19 protein-coding genes and 1 riboswitch are annotated in these 19,611 nt (G+C 51.6%); of the genes, 8 read left to right on the forward strand and 11 right to left on the reverse strand.

What is annotated here, in order from left to right; translation table 11 throughout:
• The 3 genes from ABWP27_RS07325 to ABWP27_RS07335 form a co-directional block, all read right to left on the reverse strand.
• Positions 1 to 197 (reverse strand): DUF1289 domain-containing protein (locus ABWP27_RS07325; RefSeq protein ID WP_353155250.1); only part of this gene is annotated, 197 nt, incomplete at its 3' end.
• A 60-nt stretch (positions 198 to 257) separates the two neighbouring features.
• Complete coding sequence (locus ABWP27_RS07330) at positions 258 to 671, reverse strand: flagellar basal body-associated FliL family protein (RefSeq protein WP_353155252.1); 414 nt, start codon at positions 669 to 671, stop codon at positions 258 to 260.
• 106 nt (positions 672 to 777) lie between these two features.
• Positions 778 to 1,278 carry a LapA family protein gene (locus ABWP27_RS07335; protein WP_353155253.1) on the reverse strand — a complete coding sequence of 167 codons (501 nt, stop codon included), beginning with the start codon at positions 1,276 to 1,278 and terminating at the stop codon, positions 778 to 780.
• A gap of 289 nt (positions 1,279 to 1,567) precedes the next feature.
• On the opposite strand from ABWP27_RS07335, the gene ABWP27_RS07340 reads away from it, so the two are divergent.
• The 3 genes from ABWP27_RS07340 to ABWP27_RS07350 all read left to right on the forward strand — a co-directional run bounded on the left by ABWP27_RS07340 (position 1,568) and on the right by ABWP27_RS07350 (position 5,122).
• Positions 1,568 to 2,380 carry a phosphate/phosphite/phosphonate ABC transporter substrate-binding protein gene (locus ABWP27_RS07340; RefSeq protein WP_353155255.1) on the forward strand — a complete coding sequence of 271 codons (813 nt, stop codon included), beginning with the start codon at positions 1,568 to 1,570 and terminating at the stop codon, positions 2,378 to 2,380.
• Positions 2,381 to 2,532: 152 nt separating this feature from the next.
• Positions 2,533 to 3,342 (forward strand): phosphate/phosphite/phosphonate ABC transporter substrate-binding protein, encoded by an 810-nt coding sequence (locus tag ABWP27_RS07345; RefSeq protein ID WP_353155257.1) that lies wholly within the window; start codon positions 2,533 to 2,535, stop codon positions 3,340 to 3,342.
• Positions 3,343 to 3,666: 324 nt separating this feature from the next.
• Positions 3,667 to 3,769, forward strand: a riboswitch (TPP riboswitch).
• Between the two features lie 51 nt (positions 3,770 to 3,820).
• Positions 3,821 to 5,122 (forward strand): purine-cytosine permease family protein, encoded by a 1,302-nt coding sequence (locus tag ABWP27_RS07350; protein ID WP_353155259.1) that lies wholly within the window; start codon positions 3,821 to 3,823, stop codon positions 5,120 to 5,122.
• Between the two features lie 39 nt (positions 5,123 to 5,161).
• Here ABWP27_RS07350 and ABWP27_RS07355 read toward each other — a convergent pair whose 3' ends face one another.
• The 7 genes from ABWP27_RS07355 to ABWP27_RS07385 form a co-directional block, all read right to left on the reverse strand.
• Positions 5,162 to 6,577 (reverse strand): efflux transporter outer membrane subunit, encoded by a 1,416-nt coding sequence (locus ABWP27_RS07355; RefSeq protein WP_353155261.1) that lies wholly within the window; start codon positions 6,575 to 6,577, stop codon positions 5,162 to 5,164.
• 10 nt (positions 6,578 to 6,587) lie between these two features.
• Entirely contained in the window at positions 6,588 to 8,573 is a 1,986-nt protein-coding gene (locus tag ABWP27_RS07360) for a MacB family efflux pump subunit (RefSeq protein WP_353155263.1), read from the reverse strand.
• Positions 8,573 to 10,255 carry an efflux RND transporter periplasmic adaptor subunit gene (locus tag ABWP27_RS07365; RefSeq protein WP_353155265.1) on the reverse strand — a complete coding sequence of 561 codons (1,683 nt, stop codon included), beginning with the start codon at positions 10,253 to 10,255 and terminating at the stop codon, positions 8,573 to 8,575. Before ABWP27_RS07365 ends, ABWP27_RS07360 begins: the two co-directional genes overlap by 1 nt.
• 427 nt (positions 10,256 to 10,682) lie before the next feature.
• On the reverse strand, positions 10,683 to 11,462 hold the full coding sequence (locus ABWP27_RS07370) for a ferredoxin--NADP reductase (RefSeq protein ID WP_353155267.1): 780 nt from the start codon (positions 11,460 to 11,462) through the stop codon (positions 10,683 to 10,685).
• A 629-nt stretch (positions 11,463 to 12,091) separates the two neighbouring features.
• Complete coding sequence (locus ABWP27_RS07375; RefSeq protein ID WP_353155269.1) at positions 12,092 to 14,548, reverse strand: EAL domain-containing protein; 2,457 nt, start codon at positions 14,546 to 14,548, stop codon at positions 12,092 to 12,094.
• 23 nt (positions 14,549 to 14,571) lie between these two features.
• The gene (locus ABWP27_RS07380; protein ID WP_353155271.1) at positions 14,572 to 15,006 is read right to left on the reverse strand and encodes a response regulator; all 435 of its coding nucleotides are present in this window, start codon (positions 15,004 to 15,006) and stop codon (positions 14,572 to 14,574) included.
• A gap of 8 nt (positions 15,007 to 15,014) precedes the next feature.
• Positions 15,015 to 16,412 carry a sensor histidine kinase gene (locus ABWP27_RS07385; RefSeq protein ID WP_353155273.1) on the reverse strand — a complete coding sequence of 466 codons (1,398 nt, stop codon included), beginning with the start codon at positions 16,410 to 16,412 and terminating at the stop codon, positions 15,015 to 15,017.
• 606 nt (positions 16,413 to 17,018) lie between these two features.
• Here ABWP27_RS07385 and ABWP27_RS07390 point away from each other — a divergent pair.
• The 4 genes from ABWP27_RS07390 (at position 17,019) to ABWP27_RS07405 (ending at position 18,721) form a co-directional block, all read left to right on the forward strand.
• Entirely contained in the window at positions 17,019 to 17,372 is a 354-nt protein-coding gene (locus tag ABWP27_RS07390) for a hypothetical protein (protein WP_353155275.1), read from the forward strand.
• 97 nt (positions 17,373 to 17,469) lie between these two features.
• Positions 17,470 to 17,853 carry a hypothetical protein gene (locus ABWP27_RS07395; protein WP_353155277.1) on the forward strand — a complete coding sequence of 128 codons (384 nt, stop codon included), beginning with the start codon at positions 17,470 to 17,472 and terminating at the stop codon, positions 17,851 to 17,853.
• Between the two features lie 43 nt (positions 17,854 to 17,896).
• Positions 17,897 to 18,358 carry a hypothetical protein gene (locus ABWP27_RS07400; RefSeq protein ID WP_353155279.1) on the forward strand — a complete coding sequence of 154 codons (462 nt, stop codon included), beginning with the start codon at positions 17,897 to 17,899 and terminating at the stop codon, positions 18,356 to 18,358.
• A gap of 144 nt (positions 18,359 to 18,502) precedes the next feature.
• Positions 18,503 to 18,721, forward strand: coding sequence for a hypothetical protein (locus ABWP27_RS07405; RefSeq protein WP_353155281.1), 219 nt, complete (start codon positions 18,503 to 18,505; stop codon positions 18,719 to 18,721).
• A gap of 163 nt (positions 18,722 to 18,884) precedes the next feature.
• On the opposite strand, the gene ABWP27_RS07410 is transcribed toward ABWP27_RS07405, so the two are convergent.
• On the reverse strand, positions 18,885 to 19,064 hold the full coding sequence (locus tag ABWP27_RS07410; RefSeq protein WP_353155282.1) for a hypothetical protein: 180 nt from the start codon (positions 19,062 to 19,064) through the stop codon (positions 18,885 to 18,887).
• A gap of 289 nt (positions 19,065 to 19,353) precedes the next feature.
• Here ABWP27_RS07410 and ABWP27_RS07415 point away from each other — a divergent pair, with 289 nt between their 5' ends.
• Positions 19,354 to 19,458, forward strand: coding sequence for a YHYH domain-containing protein (locus tag ABWP27_RS07415; RefSeq protein ID WP_353155284.1), 105 nt, complete (start codon positions 19,354 to 19,356; stop codon positions 19,456 to 19,458).
• The last annotated feature ends 153 nt before the right edge of the window (positions 19,459 to 19,611 follow it).

A 19,611-nucleotide genomic window follows, 5' to 3' on the forward strand; every position in this document is an offset into this window, starting at 1 on the left:
CCCGCCGCTTCCAGCCTGGCCCAGACTGCGGCTTTTTCCGCGTCATCGTAAATAATCCAGTTGATCACCTCGTCGAAGGTCCGGCCGCAACCCTTGCAGATTTCATCTCCATGCGAGGTCGAGCAATAACCGGCGCAAGGCGAGTCAGGCCGAAGTACATCGCGGCCCTGCTTGGGCAAATTGTCTGTGTTACTCATACTGAAAATTGTCTTTGATTCTATCCATCAAACGGTGCGTCCGTAAGCTCACACGCAACATCACGGCCCCTGCACGATAAAGTCAGTCAGCAGAACTTCCTGGATATTAGTGGTATTAAGTGCTTTATTCGCTGCATCTCGCAACATTTCCTGCACATATGTCACTCCCTCCGGAGTCCGCACACGTTGCGCATCGACATTGCCCAGCGCAGCCTGCAATGCAAAATCCAGTTCCTTTTTGTGTTTTTTTACCCAGCCCGCATCTTCATTTCGCGTTTGCACTGCAATCGTCGCCCTGATTGAAAATTCCGAGCTGCGCACCACCACAGGACCAAAGCTTGCGAAGGAGGCAGTTGCTACCGGGCGTGCAATATACGAAATATAAAGCCATCCGGCCACAATACCGACCAATACGATCGCCAGGGCGCTACCAAGAATAATGACCTTTGTATCGGTTTGCCTGGCTTTTGCCATGACGAGCCCCGGAATAATTGCAATCCGGTAGTTTAACCGATGTCTCCTCGATTACCTGTTCATGTGTTTCTACATGGAAATTAAATGCATCCAGCTTGCAACCGCTTTACGCGAGCCGGTTCGGCGTCTCTACATTCGTCCCACGCTCCAGCCTGTCTTCCAGTTCGCCTATATGAGCAGCGACCGTATTACCCGATTCCTCAATCGCCAGTGCGATGCCGCCTTGCAGCCGCTCCATCCGGTCCAGTAATGCACCGCGCAGTTCAAGATTTTGCTGTCCGACAGACTGCATTTCCGCTTCCACCAGGCGGCGCAATTCAATGAAGCGCGAAGCCTCGGCCTGATCCGCCCGCTCGCGATGGACTTGCAATTCCTTGGCGTGGCGACGCGCCTCCAGCAATACCGAGGATTGCAGGGAAATGATCACGGCGAGGAAAAAAAGCGTCAATAGCGCGGTTAAGCCCAGCATGACCAGTCCCAGCGACGCCTGCACGGTTGTCACTCCCAGCCATAATGCGGTCGGCGTATTGAAGGCTTCCCAGTTCAATGCTGCAAGAGCGCCTATCGCACCCAGAATAATGATGAATAAAAAGGTACGGATTTGCATGATGATCTCACTTTAAGAAATAACGTTCAGAAATGAAGGATCGCCTTATTTCGCCCGTAAAGTATGGCTGCTCTGCCTTGCGCACCACAGACAGTAATGATTGTCACGCAGCAAGGCAGAATTGTTTGTTCGCCAACGTACAGAGGGAATATCGTTAGCGTAATTCAAATAAATTGTTGTGGGTTTTTGTCACCGAAAACAAGAAAATTCCTTTCCTTTTCATCGCTTAATGTACCATTCACTTTACAATTAGTTACCTCAAAAAAATATTCTAATCGGAGCGACCCTTATGAAATTCACATCTTTTGTGGCCATGACTGTGCTGGCCGCCGGAATCAATTCCGCTTCAGCGCAAGAACTTGTTCTCGCCATAAACGAAGGTGTGACTTATCAAGACGGAGGCCCGGCCAGCGAGCGCTACAAACCGCTGCTTCAATTACTGTCGAAAGAATTGAAACAGAACATCAAGCTGCAAAGCGTGGATAAATACGCCGTATTTGAAAAAGGTTTGGCCGAAGGAAAATATGACCTGGCATTTATCCATCCTGCGCATGTCGGCCTGGTGGCAGTCAAAAAAAATGGCTATGAAGGTCTGGTCACCGCCAAGGGTTTTACCGACTACCGTGCACGCGTGATGGTGGCCAATACTTCGCCATTGAAATCGATGCAGGATTTACGCGGCAAGAAAATCGGTGTGCCATCGCTGGAATCGATCACTACCGTGATGTTCACCGCCAATCTGCGCGAACTGAATTTCCCGCAACCGGAAAAAGCATTTACCGCAACCCGCTATCAGGATGCCGTGCCGTTCATGATTGAAAACGGCTTTGTCGATGCAGGCGTCACCGGTTCCGGCAAAGTGGCGCAAGCATGGGTCGCCAAAGGCGGCCGCATACTCGCAGAAACCAAACCGGTTCCAATCAAGCAATTCCTCGCATCGAAAAAACTCAGCGAATCCGACAGAGAAAAACTCAAAGCCCTGTTACTGGCCTTGTCGGAAAACGATGCCGGCAGAAATGCACTTTCCAAAATCAGCATGACAGGTTTTGTTCCCTGGAATGGCCAAGTAATGGCGGAAGCAACGGCCCGTCTCGGCCTGTAAAAACAACAAGCGCGCTTATCAAGCGCTGCTCATCCAACGCATTGCTTGCTGCAATGCGTTTTTTTCGTCCCCAGCTTTGATCCAGGCAATACCCCATTCCTCGGGTATTCGTTCATTCAAAAATTTCTCAACATCCTCAATCAAGAAAGCGTATGAAATTCCCTTCACTTCTAGCACTGACTCTACTGGCAACCAGCATCAATTCTGTTTCGGCACAAGATCTTGTTCTCGCGATTAACGAAGGCGTCACTTATCAGGACGGTGGCCCGGCCAGCGAACGTTACAAACCACTGTTGCAATTGCTTTCAAAAGAACTCAAGCAAAATGTAAAACTGCAAAGCATAGACAGCGCAGGTTTTGCAAAAGGCCTGGCGGAAAACAAATTTGATATCGCCTTCATTCACGCAGCACATATCGGTTTGCGTGCAGTCAAAAAGAATGGCTACGAAGGACTCGCAACAGCCAAAGGATTTACCGGCTATCGCGCGCACGTCCTTGTATCCAATGCATCCCCACTGAAATCGATGCAGGATCTGCGTGGTAAAAAAATCGGCGTACCGTCGATAGATTCGATTACCACTGTCATGTTCACTGCCAATCTGCGTGAACTGAATTTCCAGCAACCGGAAAAATCCTATACTGCCACCCGCTATCAGGACGCTGTGCCATTCATGATCGATAACGGCTTTGTTGACGCCGGTGTCACTGGCTCTATTGGCGTCGCCCGAGATTGGGTTGCCAAAGGCGGTCGCATTCTTGCAGAAACCAAACCGATTCCGGTCAAGCAGTTCCTCGCATCGAAAAAACTCAGCGATTCCGATAGAGAAAAAATCAAGGCTTTGTTATTGACCTTGTCGGACAACGAAAATGGCAAAAATGCCTTGGCTGCAATCGGCATGACCGGCTTTGTAGCGTGGAATCCCTTGACAATGAATGAAGCCAGCGTACGACTTGGTCTGTAAAAGACAGAAAATATTGAAACTGGCAACACAGCGGGAGCAACTGAGGTTGCTCCCGTTTTTTATGGTTTCGTGGATTTTTCAATCTCGGAATCTGCACGTGACTTTTCATGCGCGCCCGGATATACTGTGTTTTCATACAGTAATTTGTATTTTCGTCGGGCTGCTCCCCCTCCGGTTTTTACCGTGCAGCCCGACTCTTTCTTCCGGCACTTCTTTCCGCACTTCCCCTCTTCCCGTCCCAATGTCTGGCGCTAGATGCGTAGCCAAATCCGCGTATGGGCTTGCCTATAACTAATTTTTGGCTCAAAGTAGCGCCCAGTTAACACTCTCGGCTCGGGGTCCTGCGCGGAAAAATATGCGCGGGTGAGAAATACCCGTTGAACCTGATTGAGGTAATCCTCGCGCAGGAAAGCATGCAATCCATCGCCATTCATAGGCATGGTATCCGCTGACCTGCCATTCATTTTGAAAGACGATGATGGCTTTGCCAGACACCACACCTGCAGCAATCGCTGCTGCTTCCAATCCTGCGTTTGTACCGATTCCGTCTGCGGACAGAGTGTTCTCGTTCCGCGACCACATGGCCTTGTGGTTCAGCCTCGGCGTTGGCCTGCTGGTGATGCAGATAGGCGCATTTCTCGGCACCGCACTCGGCACGCAAACCGCCCTGTTCGCCATCCTGGTCGGCTCCTCGCTGGGCGCGGCCTTGCTGGCGTGGGTGGCTTACATCGGTTTTGAACGCGGACTATCGAGCCCCGTCCTGATGTGCCAAACGCTGGGTACTTCCTTCGCCAAGTTGCCGGTCATTCTGAACGTGATCCAGCTGATAGGCTGGAGCGCATTTGAACTGGTCGTCATGCGCGATGGCACCAGTGCGCTCATCAAAAATATTACCGGTATCGACGCCGCATGGGTACCGTATCTGACGGCAATGTTCTGGGGACTGTTGCTGGTCGCCCTGGCAACCGGCTCCATGATAGGACTGGTGCGCAAATTCGTCGGGCGCTTCGGACTGCCGCTCGTCATCCTGTCGCTGATCTGGCTGACCTGGCAATTCTTCATGAAGGCACAGGCACAAGGACTGGATGCAATCTGGAACAGGGGCGGTGACGGTTCGATGAGCACACTGGCCGGCATCGACCTCGTGATGGCCATGCCGGTTTCATGGCTGCCGCTGGTGGCGGATTTCGCGCGTTACGGCAAGGCTGGCGCCAGCACCTTCCGTGGCACCTGGCTGGGTTTTGCGATTGCAAATATCTGGTGTCATGCATTGGGTGTGCTGATCGTCAGCACCACGACTCCCGGCGCCGATCTGATGGCGACCCTGCTGTTGGCGCAAGGCGGCTTGATTGCGCTTGGCCTGATCCTGATCGATGAAATGGACAATGCCTATGGCGACGTCTATTCAGGTTCGGTCGCACTCAACTTCCTGCATGGAAAATTCACTGTGCGCTTCTGGGGGATAGCACTGGCTTTGCTGGCTACGGGATGTGCACTGATTCTGCCCATGCACGGACTGGAACCGTTTTTACTGTTGCTGAGCTCGGTCTTCGTACCCTTGTTCGGCGTCGTGATTTCGCAATTGGCGATGCAAGGGCGTGCCAGCGACAAAGCCGTCAACACCGTGCCGGTTGTCATCTGGCTGATCGGTATTGCCGCGTTCCACCTCTGCCCTATTCTCTGGCCACAGGTCGGCTCGGCCTTGCCTAGCCTGGCAGTGACCTTGATACTGGGAACGATTTATCGCGTGGTGCAACGACCTGCATTGCAGTCAGCCTGATGAAGCAAAAAGAATGAAGGATGCCTTCCTTCATTCCGTTTATTGCTGTTCGGTTTGCGCCTTGCTCCAGCCTCCGCCCAAGGCCTTGAAGACATCGGTAGTGCCGGTCAGACGCAGCAACTTCAATTGCGTCAATTTATCCTCAGCCGTGAACAAGGTACGTTGCGCATCGAGCAGACTGTTCAGATCGTCCGCCCCTTCGCGATAGCGCAACTCGGACAAACTGAGCGCACGCTGTGCTTCTTTCCGAATTTCTATCTGCGCCTGTTCCTGCTCGCGATTGCGCGTTGCATTGCCAAGCGCATCGTCCACTTCTTTCAATGCGGTATACACAGTACGGCGATAACTTTCCGCCAATTGGCGCCGCGTGGATTCGCTGGTTTCCACCCGCAAGCGCAAACTGTTGCCGTCGAATAGCGTTTGTACTATCGATGCTGCAATACCTATGCTGTAGGCAGGATTGCCCAGCGTCAGTAAAGCAGCGCTGGCGTTACCCGCACTTCCCGTCAATGAAATCGTCGGCAGCAATGCTGCACGCGCAGCCGCTACATTGGCAGAACCTGCCAGCAGTTGCGCCTCGACACTGGCGACATCGGGACGGCGCGTAATCAATGTTGAAGGCAAACCTGCGCTGACTTCCGGTATGACAAGCGTGTCCAGACTTTGTGCCGCAACCTGCAAGGCCTGCGGCTGACGACCCAGCAAAATCGCCAGGGCACTGACCGTTTGCCGTTCCTGTACCTGCAGAGGCAAGATGGTGGCGCGCTGTGCCAGCACCGTGCTGCGCTGACGGCTGACATCCAGTGCCGAAGCCGCACCATAACGATAGCGGGCTTCGACTATTGAAAAAAGTTTTTCTGCAATCGCCAGATTGTCCTGCGCTACCTGCAATTGCATGCGCAAGGCCAGCGTCTGGAAGTAGGCATTGGCGACACCGGTCGTCAGGGTAAGGCGCACCGTTTCCAGATCGTAGCGGCTGGCGTTCAATGAAGCATCTGCACTGCGCGTAGTGGCTGCCACGCGTCCCCACACATCGACTTCATAATTGACACTCAGCGCGACGCCGGTTGATTCGCTTCTGGCCCAGCCGCTGCCCGTCGGGCCCGGTTTGACCTGGCCTGTATCCGTTCCCGCGCTCACAGTCAGCAAGGGAAACAGCGACGCGCCGGCACTGCGTGCGGTAATTTCAGCCTGTATTACGCGCTCTGCCGCAATGATCAAGTCCGGGCTGCCGGTCAGCGATTGGTCTATCAATGCAGACAGTTCGTTCGAGTCGAAGCCGCGCCACCAGTCGCGTTGCAATTCAATACCTGCAGGCGCCGCCTCTGCCCACGTGGCGGGAATCTCTACATTCGGCTTGCTGGTGTCGATGTTATGCGCACATCCGCTCACTGCAAACACGACTGCCACTGCAAGTGCAAGACGGGTACGACGGAAATTAAAACGTGAAGTCATGGAATTCATTTCATTCTGCTGACAACGCGACCACAGGATCGAGTTGCGCTGCCTTTTTAGCTGGCAAGTAACCGAACACCAAACCCGTCATGAACGCACATCCAAAGGCGAGCAGTACAGGTGCTGCGGAATATTTGATCGGCGTACCGAACGCGGAGATCACGGCTGCAGTCGTCAAACCAAACACGACGCCGATGGCACCGCCTATCGCAGACACCACCACCGCCTCAATCAGGAATTGCTGCATGATATTGCTCTCGCGTGCACCGGTCGCCATGCGTATACCGATCTCGCGCGTCCGCTCGGTGACCGACACCAGCATGATATTCATCACGCCGATACCGCCAACCAGCAATGAAATGGCGGCAATCGAACCGAGCAGGATAGTCAGCGTATTTTGCGTCTGTTCCATCGCCTCCATGATCGAGGCCATATTACGAATCTGGTAATCGACGGTACCGTGCCGTTCCAGCAGCAGTTTGTCGACTTCTTCCTGCGTATCGTCGATACGATCCACATTCTCTACAGCCACGGTGACGTTACGCAAATAACGCTGTCCCGACAAACGCAGGCTGCTGGTCGAATACGGCACGAACACCACATCGTCCTGATCCGAACCCATCGGTGATGCACCGCGCTCCGACATGATGCCGACTACCTGGAACAACAGATTGTTGATCAGTACGAATTCGCCGATCGGATTACTGTCGCCAAACAGGGCTGTCGCTGTGGTTTTTCCCAACACGGCGACAGCCGCATAATTCGTTTCGTCATCTTCACTGAAGAATGTGCCCTGCGCCACCGGCCATTGCCGCGCGAGCGGGAATTTTGCCGAGGTACCGGTCACGCTGGTAGAGGTATCCGAGGTGCCGAAACGCAGTGTGACGCTGCTACTTTGCTCGGGCACCGCAGCCAGCACGTTCGGCAGTTCGTCTATGGCTTTGACGTCATCGACCACCAGTGTCGCCGTACTGTTGAAACCGCGTTGATTCGGCGCACCCGGTCGCACCAGCAGCAGATTGGAGCCCATGGCGCTGATACGCTCCACGACTTCCGCCTTGGCGCCATCGCCTATCGCCAGCATCGCAATCACCGACGCAACGCCGATCACGATACCGAGCAAGGTCAGCACCGAACGGAAAAAATTCGCGCGCAATGAGCGCAGCGCCATCTTTGCCGCTTCCAGCATGTCGGTCAGCCGCGAGCCCACTCCTGCCACCACCGGCCTGACAAAATCCGTTTGCATCGGCGACGGATGGGCCGGGCCGGGATCGGACAGAATGTGGCCGTCCTTGATTTCGATCAAACGCTGCGCGTGATCGGCAACTTCCTTTGCATGCGTAATCAGCAGCACCGTGTGACCGCGTGACGACAGATCAGCCAGCAGCTTCATCACATCCTGGCCGCTCTTGCTATCCAGCGCGCCGGTCGGTTCATCGGCCAGAATAATCCGGCCACCATTCATCAATGCACGTGAAATCGACACGCGCTGCTGCTGTCCGCCGGACAATTGATTGGGCCTGTGATGCGAGCGGTCGGCCAGACCCAGCTCGGTCAACAATGCCTGTGCACGTGCGTGGCGTTCGGCCGGCGGCAGTCCGGAATACATCGCCGGAACTTCAACGTTCTCTGCTGCGCTGGCCGAAGCGATCAGGTTATAACTTTGAAATACAAAGCCGAAATCGTCACGTCGCAACAGTGCGCGCTCATCACGCCCGAAGTCTGAAACATCGCGTCCCATGAAGTAATAGTGCCCGGTGGTTGGCCTATCCAGGCAACCGAGAATATTCATCAGCGTGGATTTACCGGAACCCGATGCACCCATGATGGCCACAAACTCGCCCTCATAGATTTTCAGGTCGATGCCATGCAGCACTTCAACTTCAAGCCCGCCGTTACGATAGGTCTTGGTCACACCGCGCAGCTCGATCAGCGGCGTCTCAGTAGCATCGCGTTCACCGGCTGGCACGGTGGCCAGATCGATTTCCTTGTTCATTAACGACCCCGTACCGCGCCAGCACCACCCATGCCTGGCGGTCCGGCTGCCTGCGTGCGTTTAGCGGATGGCGGCAGTTTGATGCCGATGATGACGGTGTCGCCCTCGGCCAAACCGCTGACTACTTGCATCTGCACGCGATTGCTGACACCCAGTTCCACTTTGCGTTGTTCGACTTTTCCATCCTTATCGATGACTTTCACCGTGCCGCTGCGTGGTGTGCGCGTTGTGCTTTGTTCGGCAAAGCCACTAGTGGAAGCTGCAGAATTGATCGGCGGGCTGCCTATATTTGACGTGGCAGCGAGCGGATCGATCTTGTCTGCGGCAGCAGATTTTGTGCTCGCCGTTTTGGATTTGTCATCAACCGCAGCCTTGTCGCTTTGCGCCAGCGCCGAGTCGCCGGATTTTCCTTCAGCATCGCGCATGGCACGACGTTTTTCACGCATCGCTGCGCGTTCTTCCGGCGACATTTTTTCAAATGCCGCACGACGCTCTTCCTGCGTCATGCTTGTCAATGCATCATTGCCCGACTGCTCGCCGGCTTTTTTATCATTTGCACCTGCCGCTTTGCTTGTTGCATCTTTGTTTGCTGCATCCTTGCCTGTTTTGGCATCGGTTGTTTTTTCACCTGTCGACTTGCCCGCACTATCACCACGTTCACGCTTGCCGCCGGTATTACCCGAGCCGCGCGTAGTGGTCACTGCAGAAGTCGGCACCAGCAACACATCTTTCGCTGTCGCTGCAATAAAGAAAACCTGCGTCGTCATGTTCGGCATCAAGGCCTGGTTATTATTTGGCACATCAAATAGTGCGTTGTACAACACCACATTATTGGTGACGGTCGGTGTAGGTTCGATCTTGCGCAAGGCGCCATACCAGCGACGCCCCTGGCTCCCCAGCGTGGTGAAATACACTTCCATGCCCTTGCTCAATTTACCGACTTCCGCTTCCGATACTTGCGTCTGCACCGTCATTGTCGACAGATCGGCAATTCGCAAAATGGTTGGCGCATTTTGATTGGCATTCAATGTCTGGCCCTGACGCGCCGTCAGTGACACAACCGTCCCCGTCATCGGCGCATAGATTTTTGCGTAATTGAGATTGGCTTCATCGGCACGCAAAGTCGATTGCGTCTGTTCGATCTGCGCCTGCAGTGCATCGATCTGTGCCTTGGCTGCACGTAGCGTCGCTTCCGCAATTTGCAGCGTTTCCGCAGTGGTGGCATCGGCTGCCATCAGATTCTTCTGCCGTGTGTATTGCAGGTTGGCCAGTGCCAATGCCGATTCCCGCTCCTTCATGGTTGCCTGCTGATTACGCAAGCCTGCACGTCTTGCATCTACCGTTGCACGGAACACGGTCGGATCGATCTCGGCCAGAAGATCGCCTTCTTTCACCACTGAACCGACTTCGATGTGCAACTTCTTCAACTGACCGGATACCTGCGCACCCACATCCACATATTCAAGCGGCTGCACAGTGCCCGTCGCCGTCACCAGATCCTGAATATCGCCACGCTGCACTTCGGCCACCTGATAAATTTCACGTGGATCTTTTTTTGCATAAAACTTGTGCCACCCCCAATAGCCGGCAGCAGCGAGCAGCACAATCAACAATGCCAGCAAGGTATAACGATGCAAGGCACGTCGGCGCAAGGTGGAGAGGAAGGATGAGGAAGACTTCATGGACAGGGCATTCAGAATGTAGGTTGTTATTCAATCAGGCACATGGAATCGCAAGCACGATCACATCACATTAACGACATACAAGGCGGGCACTTCAAGCGCCGGCAATCCATGCATGCCTCAAGTAACTGGCTGGCTATCCTGCTGAGGCGGTGGAATGGCTGGCGACGTTAGTAAAACGTTTCGCAGGTAATAACGATAAACGAGTCCACCCATGTTTATCAAGACAATCCCTGCTTCTGCAAGGTAAAGAATTGTGAAGAAGATATTTCCCGCAGCGCTGGCAGGACGTGAGGGGCAATATGCACACACCTTCGGCCGGATACAACAATGGCGTCGATGTTCAGACAAACATCGACGCCATTTCCTGATTCAATTCCGTCGCAACACATGCGACAGCAATATCTCTATTTTTGAATCTGTTCGATCAGCCGCGATCCACAAACGCACGTTCAATCACGTAGTCGCCAGGCTGGCCGATGCCGGCAGAAACTTCAAAACCCAGATGATCCAGTCGCGCGGCAGTGTCTTTCAACATGTCCGGGCTGCCGCAAATCATCGCACGATCAGTCAGTGGATCCAGCGGCGGGATGCCAAGATCCTCACACATTTTGCCGCTTTCGATCGCCGTCGTGATGCGTCCTTCATACATGAAGGGTTCGCGTGTCACGGTCGGGTAATACAGCAATTTGGCTGCAATCTCTTCGCCCAGGCCATCGATCTCCAGCAATTCCGTGTTGATGTATTCACGGTATGCCAGTTCGCTGGTCAGTCGTACGCCATGCACCAGAATGACTTGATCGAAACGCTCGTAGGTATCCGGGTCACGAATAATACTCATGAAAGGCGCAAGGCCGGTGCCGCTGCCGAACAGGAACAGACGCTTGGCCGGCAACAGATCGGAGATCACCAGCGTGCCGGTTGGCTTGCGACCGACCAGCAGTTCGTCGCCTACTTTCATGTTCTGCAGGTGCTTGGTCAACGCGCCTTCCTGTACCTTGATCGACAGGAATTCCAGATGTTCTGCCCACGATGGGCTGGCAATACTGTATGCGCGCAGCACATTTTTTCCATCGATAGGCAAACCTATCATGACGAAGTGGCCGCTTTCAAAGCGAAAACTTGGTTCCCGGGTGGTGGTAAAAGAAAACAGCGTGTCGTTCCAGTGATGAACACTCAGTATGCGAACAGTTTCAAATGCAGCCATAAAATCAATACATCCTAAATATCAAATTGCCGTTTATTACGGACAAGCAGGCAAACCATGTACGCATGCCGTGTGTAATGCCTAATTTCCGAAAGGAAAGGAGCGCGTATTTTACCAGCCGGGACTTCACTATCGTTGATATCAGACTATCCGTCTGATCTCCCGCAAGGAGATGTTTCGTCTGCACATACAAGGAACTACTTGAGAACTATTCTCATTATAAATGAATCCCTTAAACCTCGGCAACTACTGCCTGCAAGGATACTCTCCGTAACGCGATTCGATAATGACGAAATTTTCATTTGCTTATAACCAGATCGTTTAAGCAAAATCACAGCAAAATTTTTCAGCTGATGCACCTGACCGCCATAGGCATGCAGTGTTCGATTCCCGGCAGGGTACTGGTCCTGTGGTGCCGTCACCGGTTAGCCAGACCAAAAAATGTTCAGTTAAGGCATCCAATACGATTTTATCGTCTGTTACCGGCACTGTATTTGAGCCAAATCAAATAACTTCTTTTGTGCAGATAAAACAAAAAACCGGCTAATGCCGGCTTTCAAGGAACTGCTGTTTTGCAACGTCATATCTTTATACAGGCTACGAGGGTCGCCCTCCGGCAGAGCAAAATGTTAGTGAGAATTTTTCCTTGCTGTTAAAAACGCGCACAAATCATCAAACGTCAGCGGCCTGCTGATGAAATAGCCCTGCCCTTCATCGCAACCATTCTCCTTCAGGAAGGTCAGATGCTCGGGTTTTTCCACTCCCTCCGCAATCACCTTGATCTTCAGGCCATGGGCCAATGCGATGATGGTTTGTGCAATGATCGCATCGCCGGGATCGTTGTCGCAATTGAAAATGAAGGATTGATCAATCTTGAGGCGATCGATAGGGAAGCGCTTCAGATAGGCCAAGCTGGAAAATCCTGTACCGAAATCGTCCAGCGATAATTGGATCCCCATATCGTTCAAATCATTCAGGGTGACCACCACATCTTCAATGTTGTGCATCACCATGCTTTCGGTTACTTCAAGTTCCAGATAACACGGATCGAGGCCAGTCGCTTCGATCACGCTTTGCACACTCTTGACGAAATTCTTGTCGCTCAGTTGACGGGCAGATAAATTGATTGCCACGCGTATCGGCGGCAATCCTTCCTTTTGCAATCGCAAATTATGTTTGCAAGCCGTCTCCAGTACCCATATTCCGATCGGAATGATCAAACCATTACATTCGGCCATCGGGATGAAATCCATAGGTGCAATCAATCCGCGCTTGGGATGCTGCCAACGAATCAGCGCCTCCATTCCAATGACGGTGTCATCGCGCAAATCGATTTGCGGCTGATAGAGCAGAAATAACTCGTCATTCTTCAACGCATGCCACAAATCGCTTTCCAGGGAGAGACGCTCGCCTGAAGTCGCATTCATTTCTTTTGTGTAAAACTGAAAATTATTGCGTCCGCTCGATTTCGCTCTATACATGGCCGTATCGGCATTGGCCAGCAGTGATTCCGAATCTTCACCATCTTCCGGAAAACGGGCCACACCCATACTGCACGTCACGACAATTTCCTGCCCGCGTATCGACATCGGCTTGACCAATTCCGTCTGGATACGCTGCATGACGCCTGCATTGCTGTCATTGACACTCTGATTCGTCAGCAGCAGCACGAACTCGTCACCGCCGATGCGGGCCACGGTATCGCCATCACGCACACAGGTTTGCAAACGCGAGCCTACATTGGCGATCAATTCGTCGCCTGCGCCATGCCCCATACTGTCATTGACCAGCTTGAAATTATCGAGATCGATGAAAACCAGGCTGAGAAACTGATCATGACGGCGCGCCTGAATCAGTGCTTGCTGCGTCCGTTCATTGAGCAGATTGCGATTGGCAAGGCCTGTCAGCGTATCGTAATTGGCCTGATGCTCCAGATCCTCCTGATAGCGTTTTATCTGGGTCACGTCATACAGCACGCCGACAAAATGACCCACTGCGCCGCCCGAGGTATCGCTGACCGGTGCGATATACAACTCGTTGAGGAACATGCTGCCATCCTTGTGATAATTACGCAGCAGGACGGAAGCCGGACGTTGTTCACGAATCGCCGCACGCAATTTCCCCAGTTCCGGCTGATCGGTATCCATACCCTGCAGGAATTTGCAATTACGGCCTATCGCTTCTTCAGCGGAATAACCAGTGATGGTCTCAAACGCGCCATTGACATAAATCAGCGGCATGCCCGGCGTTGCGGTATCCACAATCACGATAGGATTGACGCACGCTTCGATCGCACGCGTGCGCAACAACAAATCCTGCTCGACCTTCATGCGTTCGGTGATATTGATCGCGATACCGCCGACATGTCGCGACTCGCTGTTTTCTCCAACCAAAGGAAATTTCGTCGACAGCCAGTAGCTCACACCGGACGGCATCGACATGACTTCCAATTCCTGCAGGGCCGTACCTGCGTTCAGAACCCGGGATTCCATTTCACGCAGCTTGTACGCCACGTCAAGCGGAATCAATTCGGTATCCAGCTTGCCGATGGAATAACCCTTTTCAACGTTGAATGCCTTGTCCAGGCCGTGATTACCGTACAGATAACGGCCATCCTTGTCCTTGATGAAGGCAGCGCCAGGAAGATTCTCCATGAAGGTGCGGAACATCAGATTGCTTTCCAGCAGTTCTGTTTCAATGCGACGTCGTGCATCTCTTTGTTCTACATGTTCCATCGCGCGGGAAACCGCACTCGGCAGTCGTGACAGATTTGTCTTGATCACATAATCGCTCGCACCGAGTTTCAGGGATTCGATCGCCAGTTCCTCGCCAATCCGGCCTGAAACAAAGATGAACGGCGTATCCGGCAATTCCTGTCGTACCACCTTGAGCGCAGACAATCCATCAAAATGCGGCATGGAAAAATCCGACAACACGACGTCAGGCTTGAAGTCTGCGAGCTCATGTCGCAACTCCTGCTCTGTCTCCACCCGTCTTGCCTGGTGCAGAATGCCGCTACGCTTCAATTCACGCAACGCAAGTTCGGCATCGGTAGGCGTATCTTCGACCATCAAAATTTTGATCATGACCCGGCCCTCGACTTCTACTTTTATCTTGCAGGAATTCTATTCAAGATGGCCCAATAGAAACCTGCTTTGGAAACTTCTTCAAAAAACTTGTCCGACTCAACCGGTTTGACGATGTAGCTGTTCACACCATGTTCATAACAGCGCACGATATCCGGCTCTTCTGCACTGGAGGTCAGCATGATGACCGGAATGAACCTGGTCGACTCTGTAGTCTTGATCGTCTTGAGCACTTCCAGTCCATTGACCTTCGGCATTTTCAGATCGAGCATGATCAATGTCGGATCGCCATTCACGCGATTGGCGAACTCACCCTTGCGAAAAATGTAATCCAGCGCCTCCTGCCCATCCTTGACCCAGGTGATGTTGTTGACGAGCCCTACCTTCTTGAGTGCACGTAGCGTCATCTCGGCATCGGTAGGTGTGTCTTCTGCGAGCAGAATATGAACTGGTTGCATATCAGCATTCATGCAGCGGCCTCTTTAGGTAAGCTGAAATTGAAAATCGTATATTCATCCGGTTTACTCTCGGCCCAGATGCGACCGCCGTGCCGCACAATGACACGCTGCGCAATCGCGAGGCCGACTCCCGTTCCCGGGAATTCATTTTCGGTATGCAAACGCTGAAAAACACCAAACAATTTGTTATAGAAGCGCATATCAAAACCCACGCCGTTATCGCGCACGGTGTACACCACTTCGTCTTCGTTCTGTTTTGCCGTGATCTCGACTATCTGTTCTGCCTTTTTGCTGCTGTACTTGACTGCATTCGCCAGCAGATTCATCAATACCTGCCGCAGCAAGGCGTGATCACCCCATGCCGCCGGCAAGTTTGCCTTCTTCAAAGGCAAGGTGGTCCTGGAACTGGCGCACACTTCTGCCCATACCTCTTCAACCAAAGCGTTCATATCGACCTTCCTGCTGTCGACCGGTTTGCGCCCCATCCGTGAGAAGGCCAGCAGATCATCAATCAGCTGGCCCATCTTCTTGCTGCTGACGCGAATCACTGCCAGCAAACGACGTCCTTCATCGTCAAGACGATCGGCAAAATCTTCTTCAAACATGCGTGAGTAACCATCGATCGCACGTAACGGGGAACGCAGATCATGTGAAACCGAATAACTGAAGCTCTCCAGTTCTTTATTGGTCAACTCCAGTTGCGCTGCATTTTTTTCTATTTCGCGTTGTGCGATTCTGCGATGTCTTATTTCCAGCAGGATCAGCCAGAAAGCGGAAAGCAGCAACGCCATCGCCAGCAAATTGCCGAATAGAATCCACAATTTGGTTGATTTCGCCTTGGCCTCAACCTGTTGCGCACGCTGCAGCAATAATTTTTCTTCCACCATGATCATGAGATCACCCTGCTCTTTCAGCTGATCCATCAGCAACCTGCCGTCACCACCCACCAATGCAGCGATTTCATCGCTGTTAAACGCGTTCCTGTCTTCCAGCGCATCAATCCCCAAACGTAAGGTGTTTATTTTTTTATCGGTCAAGTCTTCAAATACATCAATCGATTTTCGCTGCGCAGGATTGTCATAGGTCAACCCTCGTAAAGTGGCAATTTCATTGGGGATCTCGGCAAGAATGTCGTAATGCATCTCCAGAAAAATTGCATCGCCGGTAATCAGATATCCACGTTGCGTGGATTCGGCATCCTTCAGGTCTGATACGACTTGATCGATTTGCTTGATGACGAGATGCGTATGCTCAACCAGGCGCGAACTATTCGCAAACTGATCGACGCTGTTGAAAGTCACGAAAGAAATCAACACGAGCAGGAGCAGGGCGAGACCCAGTCCCGCCTTCGTAAACCACTCCTGTTTGATCATGTTCCTCGATCGAGTTTCATCAGACATTTCCATGCGTCTCTGCTTATTCTTTGCCTGAGGAACGTAAACGTACGTTCATCCATCGGGCATATTTTCAGGAAATGAAACCACTACAAAACTGAATATTTTTTATTTGCATCGTTACGGTATCTACCTTGCCGTACGGCTATTTTTTAAATGATTCTAGTGTAAAAAATTCAATCGCAGTGATATCTAATTGCAAAAAAATGTGTCATGAAAAATATGTGCATTTTTCCTTTTCGATCATAGGGAAAATACATCGCACCGGAAATGCCAAATGTTGTGTTTTTCTCCCATATACATGGGAGAAAAATTCTCTTAGTAATACATACAATGGCATTCAATCAACATGACAAAATTGCCACTACACTGACTTCCGTCTTGAATATTTTTTCTAGGATATTTATTTAATATCAACATATGGAGCGGAATTTTTCAGTCTGTCGATTCATTCTTGTTCAATCGTCCCTATCTGCGGCGTTATATCGCGCAGGCCTACGCAAGCTTTACGACTGATAAATGTTCATCAATGTAAAAACTGAAACGGCACAATCGGAACACCGTCCGAGCGCTACAATGTCGGCATCAGCAGTTTCAAAACATATGAATGGATGCAAGATGGAAAACGCCGTATATAACCAAGCACTCACCGCATTGAAGAATCTCTTCGGTACACCGCGCCCGCTCGTCAACAAAGGCGGAGCCCGTTTCCTGCGCAACGGCACCATCACGATTTATCACACTGAACTCGCGCCCGGCAACGACGCCGAAATCGCATTTAATGTGCAGCCACTCGCCTCCGCCTATCGCATCACACCTGCCGCGCTGACCAGCTTGCTGGATGAATGCAGATATCTGACCGGCAAACCAACAGAAACCAACAAGGTGCAAAACTGGCCGCGCATCGGTTTTGCCAGCGAAGAAGATGTCACGCGCGTCATGGAAAAACTCTCTGCCGTACTCGTAAAGTAAAAGGATGTAAGCACCCTCCCCAAATCCCATTCGTGCGTATAAACTGGAAACATAATCCGCTCACAGGATCGCCAACGACAAGTGAAAGGGGAAAATGATGGACAGCCTGAACGTACAATTTCACGTTTCCGTTTTAACCGTACCGAGCTTTGTCAGCGCCGATCAATTTCCTGAATGGCTACGCCGTGAAGCACTCGCGATTCAGGAACTAAGCGAAGACAACAGTCTCACCATCCTCAGATTATTCCTGGCTGCTCGCATCAAGGAAGCATGGGGGCGCAAAAAACTGGATGTACTCCTGCAGGCGATAACGGACAAATACCCACACATCTTCCGCGTCGAAATGGTTGTTATCGATAACCAGCTCAATATCGACGAAAAGGAACTGATCCAGTCCGAAGCAGAGAAGGAGCTCGCGCAGATACTGGAAACAGTCAGGCAATTCCAGGAATTGAAAATTGCAAAGAGCAAGCTGCATTAATTGTCCGCAGCATTCCTCTGCACCATCCGTCACGGAAAACAAAATGAAAAATCTGGTAACACTCATTCTGGCCGCAGTGTCAGTCACAGCATGCGCTGTAGATGACGGTTATTACGTCGAGCAGCGCACATACGGCAGCTCCTACGGCGGCGCAACCTGGTATCGCGAAGAAGTGCCGTATTACTCCAATTACGACCGTAACCGTAACGGCATACCGGATAACAGGGAAATCGACCGTAATCGAAATGGCATACCGGACAATCGGGAAATCGATCGCAATCGCAATGGCATTCCCGATCAGCGTGAGCAGGATAGAAACCGCAACGGTGTCCCCGATCGCAAAGAGCGCGACCGGGATAGAGATGGCAAACCAGATCGTACAGACGCTAATCGTAACTGGAGTACCGGCCCAAATCGCCAGAACCAGTCAGATGACAAATTTCGCGATGGAGACAAGACCCCCGACTACAAAGGAGGCCGTTCCGGCAATTATTACGGTCGTTGAATTTTCATCGACAAATACGGCGTGACATTCAGAAATAACGCGTACGCAAACCGAGTAATGCAACCGATGGTATAAAAGTGATCCACGTATCACGCATTCATGCTGGTATCACTGCAAAGTCGTGAACAACCACTAGGAGATCTCATGAAGATTACAGAAGTAATCAATGTCAAGAACGCTGCTGGCAAATCCGTTACTCTGCAACATCTGGTCCCGGGGATTACCTATCTCGACTATGGTTTTACCCATCTGCCGCGCGACTTCAACGGTTATCGTGTCAAGGACACCGATCGCACTGCCGTCAAGAAAAACGATGGCACTTTCCAACTGGATAACTCGAGTGATCTTTACAAAGTCGCTTGACGAAAATAATCAAACAGGAAGCCCTCGCACTGTAGGGTCTGCAATTGGACAACACAATCGGTGTGAATGAAATGGAGCACTAGTCCGTACGCACAATGCAATTGAGAAGTTATAAAAAACCGCGTCTCTTTTTGAAAAGGCGCGGTTTTTTTATTGTGTTCGGTTAGTTGCTATCGACATCCATCTCACTGACAGCGACGTTGTCCTTCATACTGGATTCACTATATAGATTTGGCCACCCCTCATTTTCATCAGGGCTGGCTTCATGAATACCCGCGGAGCGTTCTGCACGAGCCTTTAATGCTTCATTCCTTTGTTTCACTGCATTGATTTGGGTCAGCATAAATGTCTCCTTCGTATAGTTGTGGAGCCATGTTATCCATTCTCATCAAATTCAAACATCAGAAAAGAGGACATTTTTTGTGGGATTTGACCTGCATAAGGAAAATAGTTGTCGGCGCATGGATGCCCTTGCCCCTTTTGCAAGTTATTTTTGTAACGTCAAAAATCAGGAAGCATCTTTTCACCGTACCGACAAACAATCTGAATACCGATAATCAACCTATACTCCGACAATCAACACGCCGTGTTGATACTATTGGGGAGCCGGAATGAAAAATATAATTATCGTCATGCTGTTGGCGTTTGGTAGTGCATCCGCTTTTGCCCACTCTGGGGGGACTGATAGTAGCGGATGTCACCATGACCGCAAAAATGGCGGTTATCACTGCCATTGATTAGCGGTGTAAATACCCCTCTTGTTCCTGACTGAAGAGAAATTTACCTACGTGTTGTGCATGCCGCGGAATCGCTTGCATAAGCCACGCAGGCGGCTTGCTTCTTTCAGAAAAACAAAAAGCCCGCGTGTGCGGGCTTTTGTATTTTGGCGG

It is taken from the genome of Herminiimonas fonticola (assembly GCF_040395855.1).
Lineage (GTDB): Bacteria > Pseudomonadota > Gammaproteobacteria > Burkholderiales > Burkholderiaceae_D > Oxalicibacterium > Oxalicibacterium fonticola_A.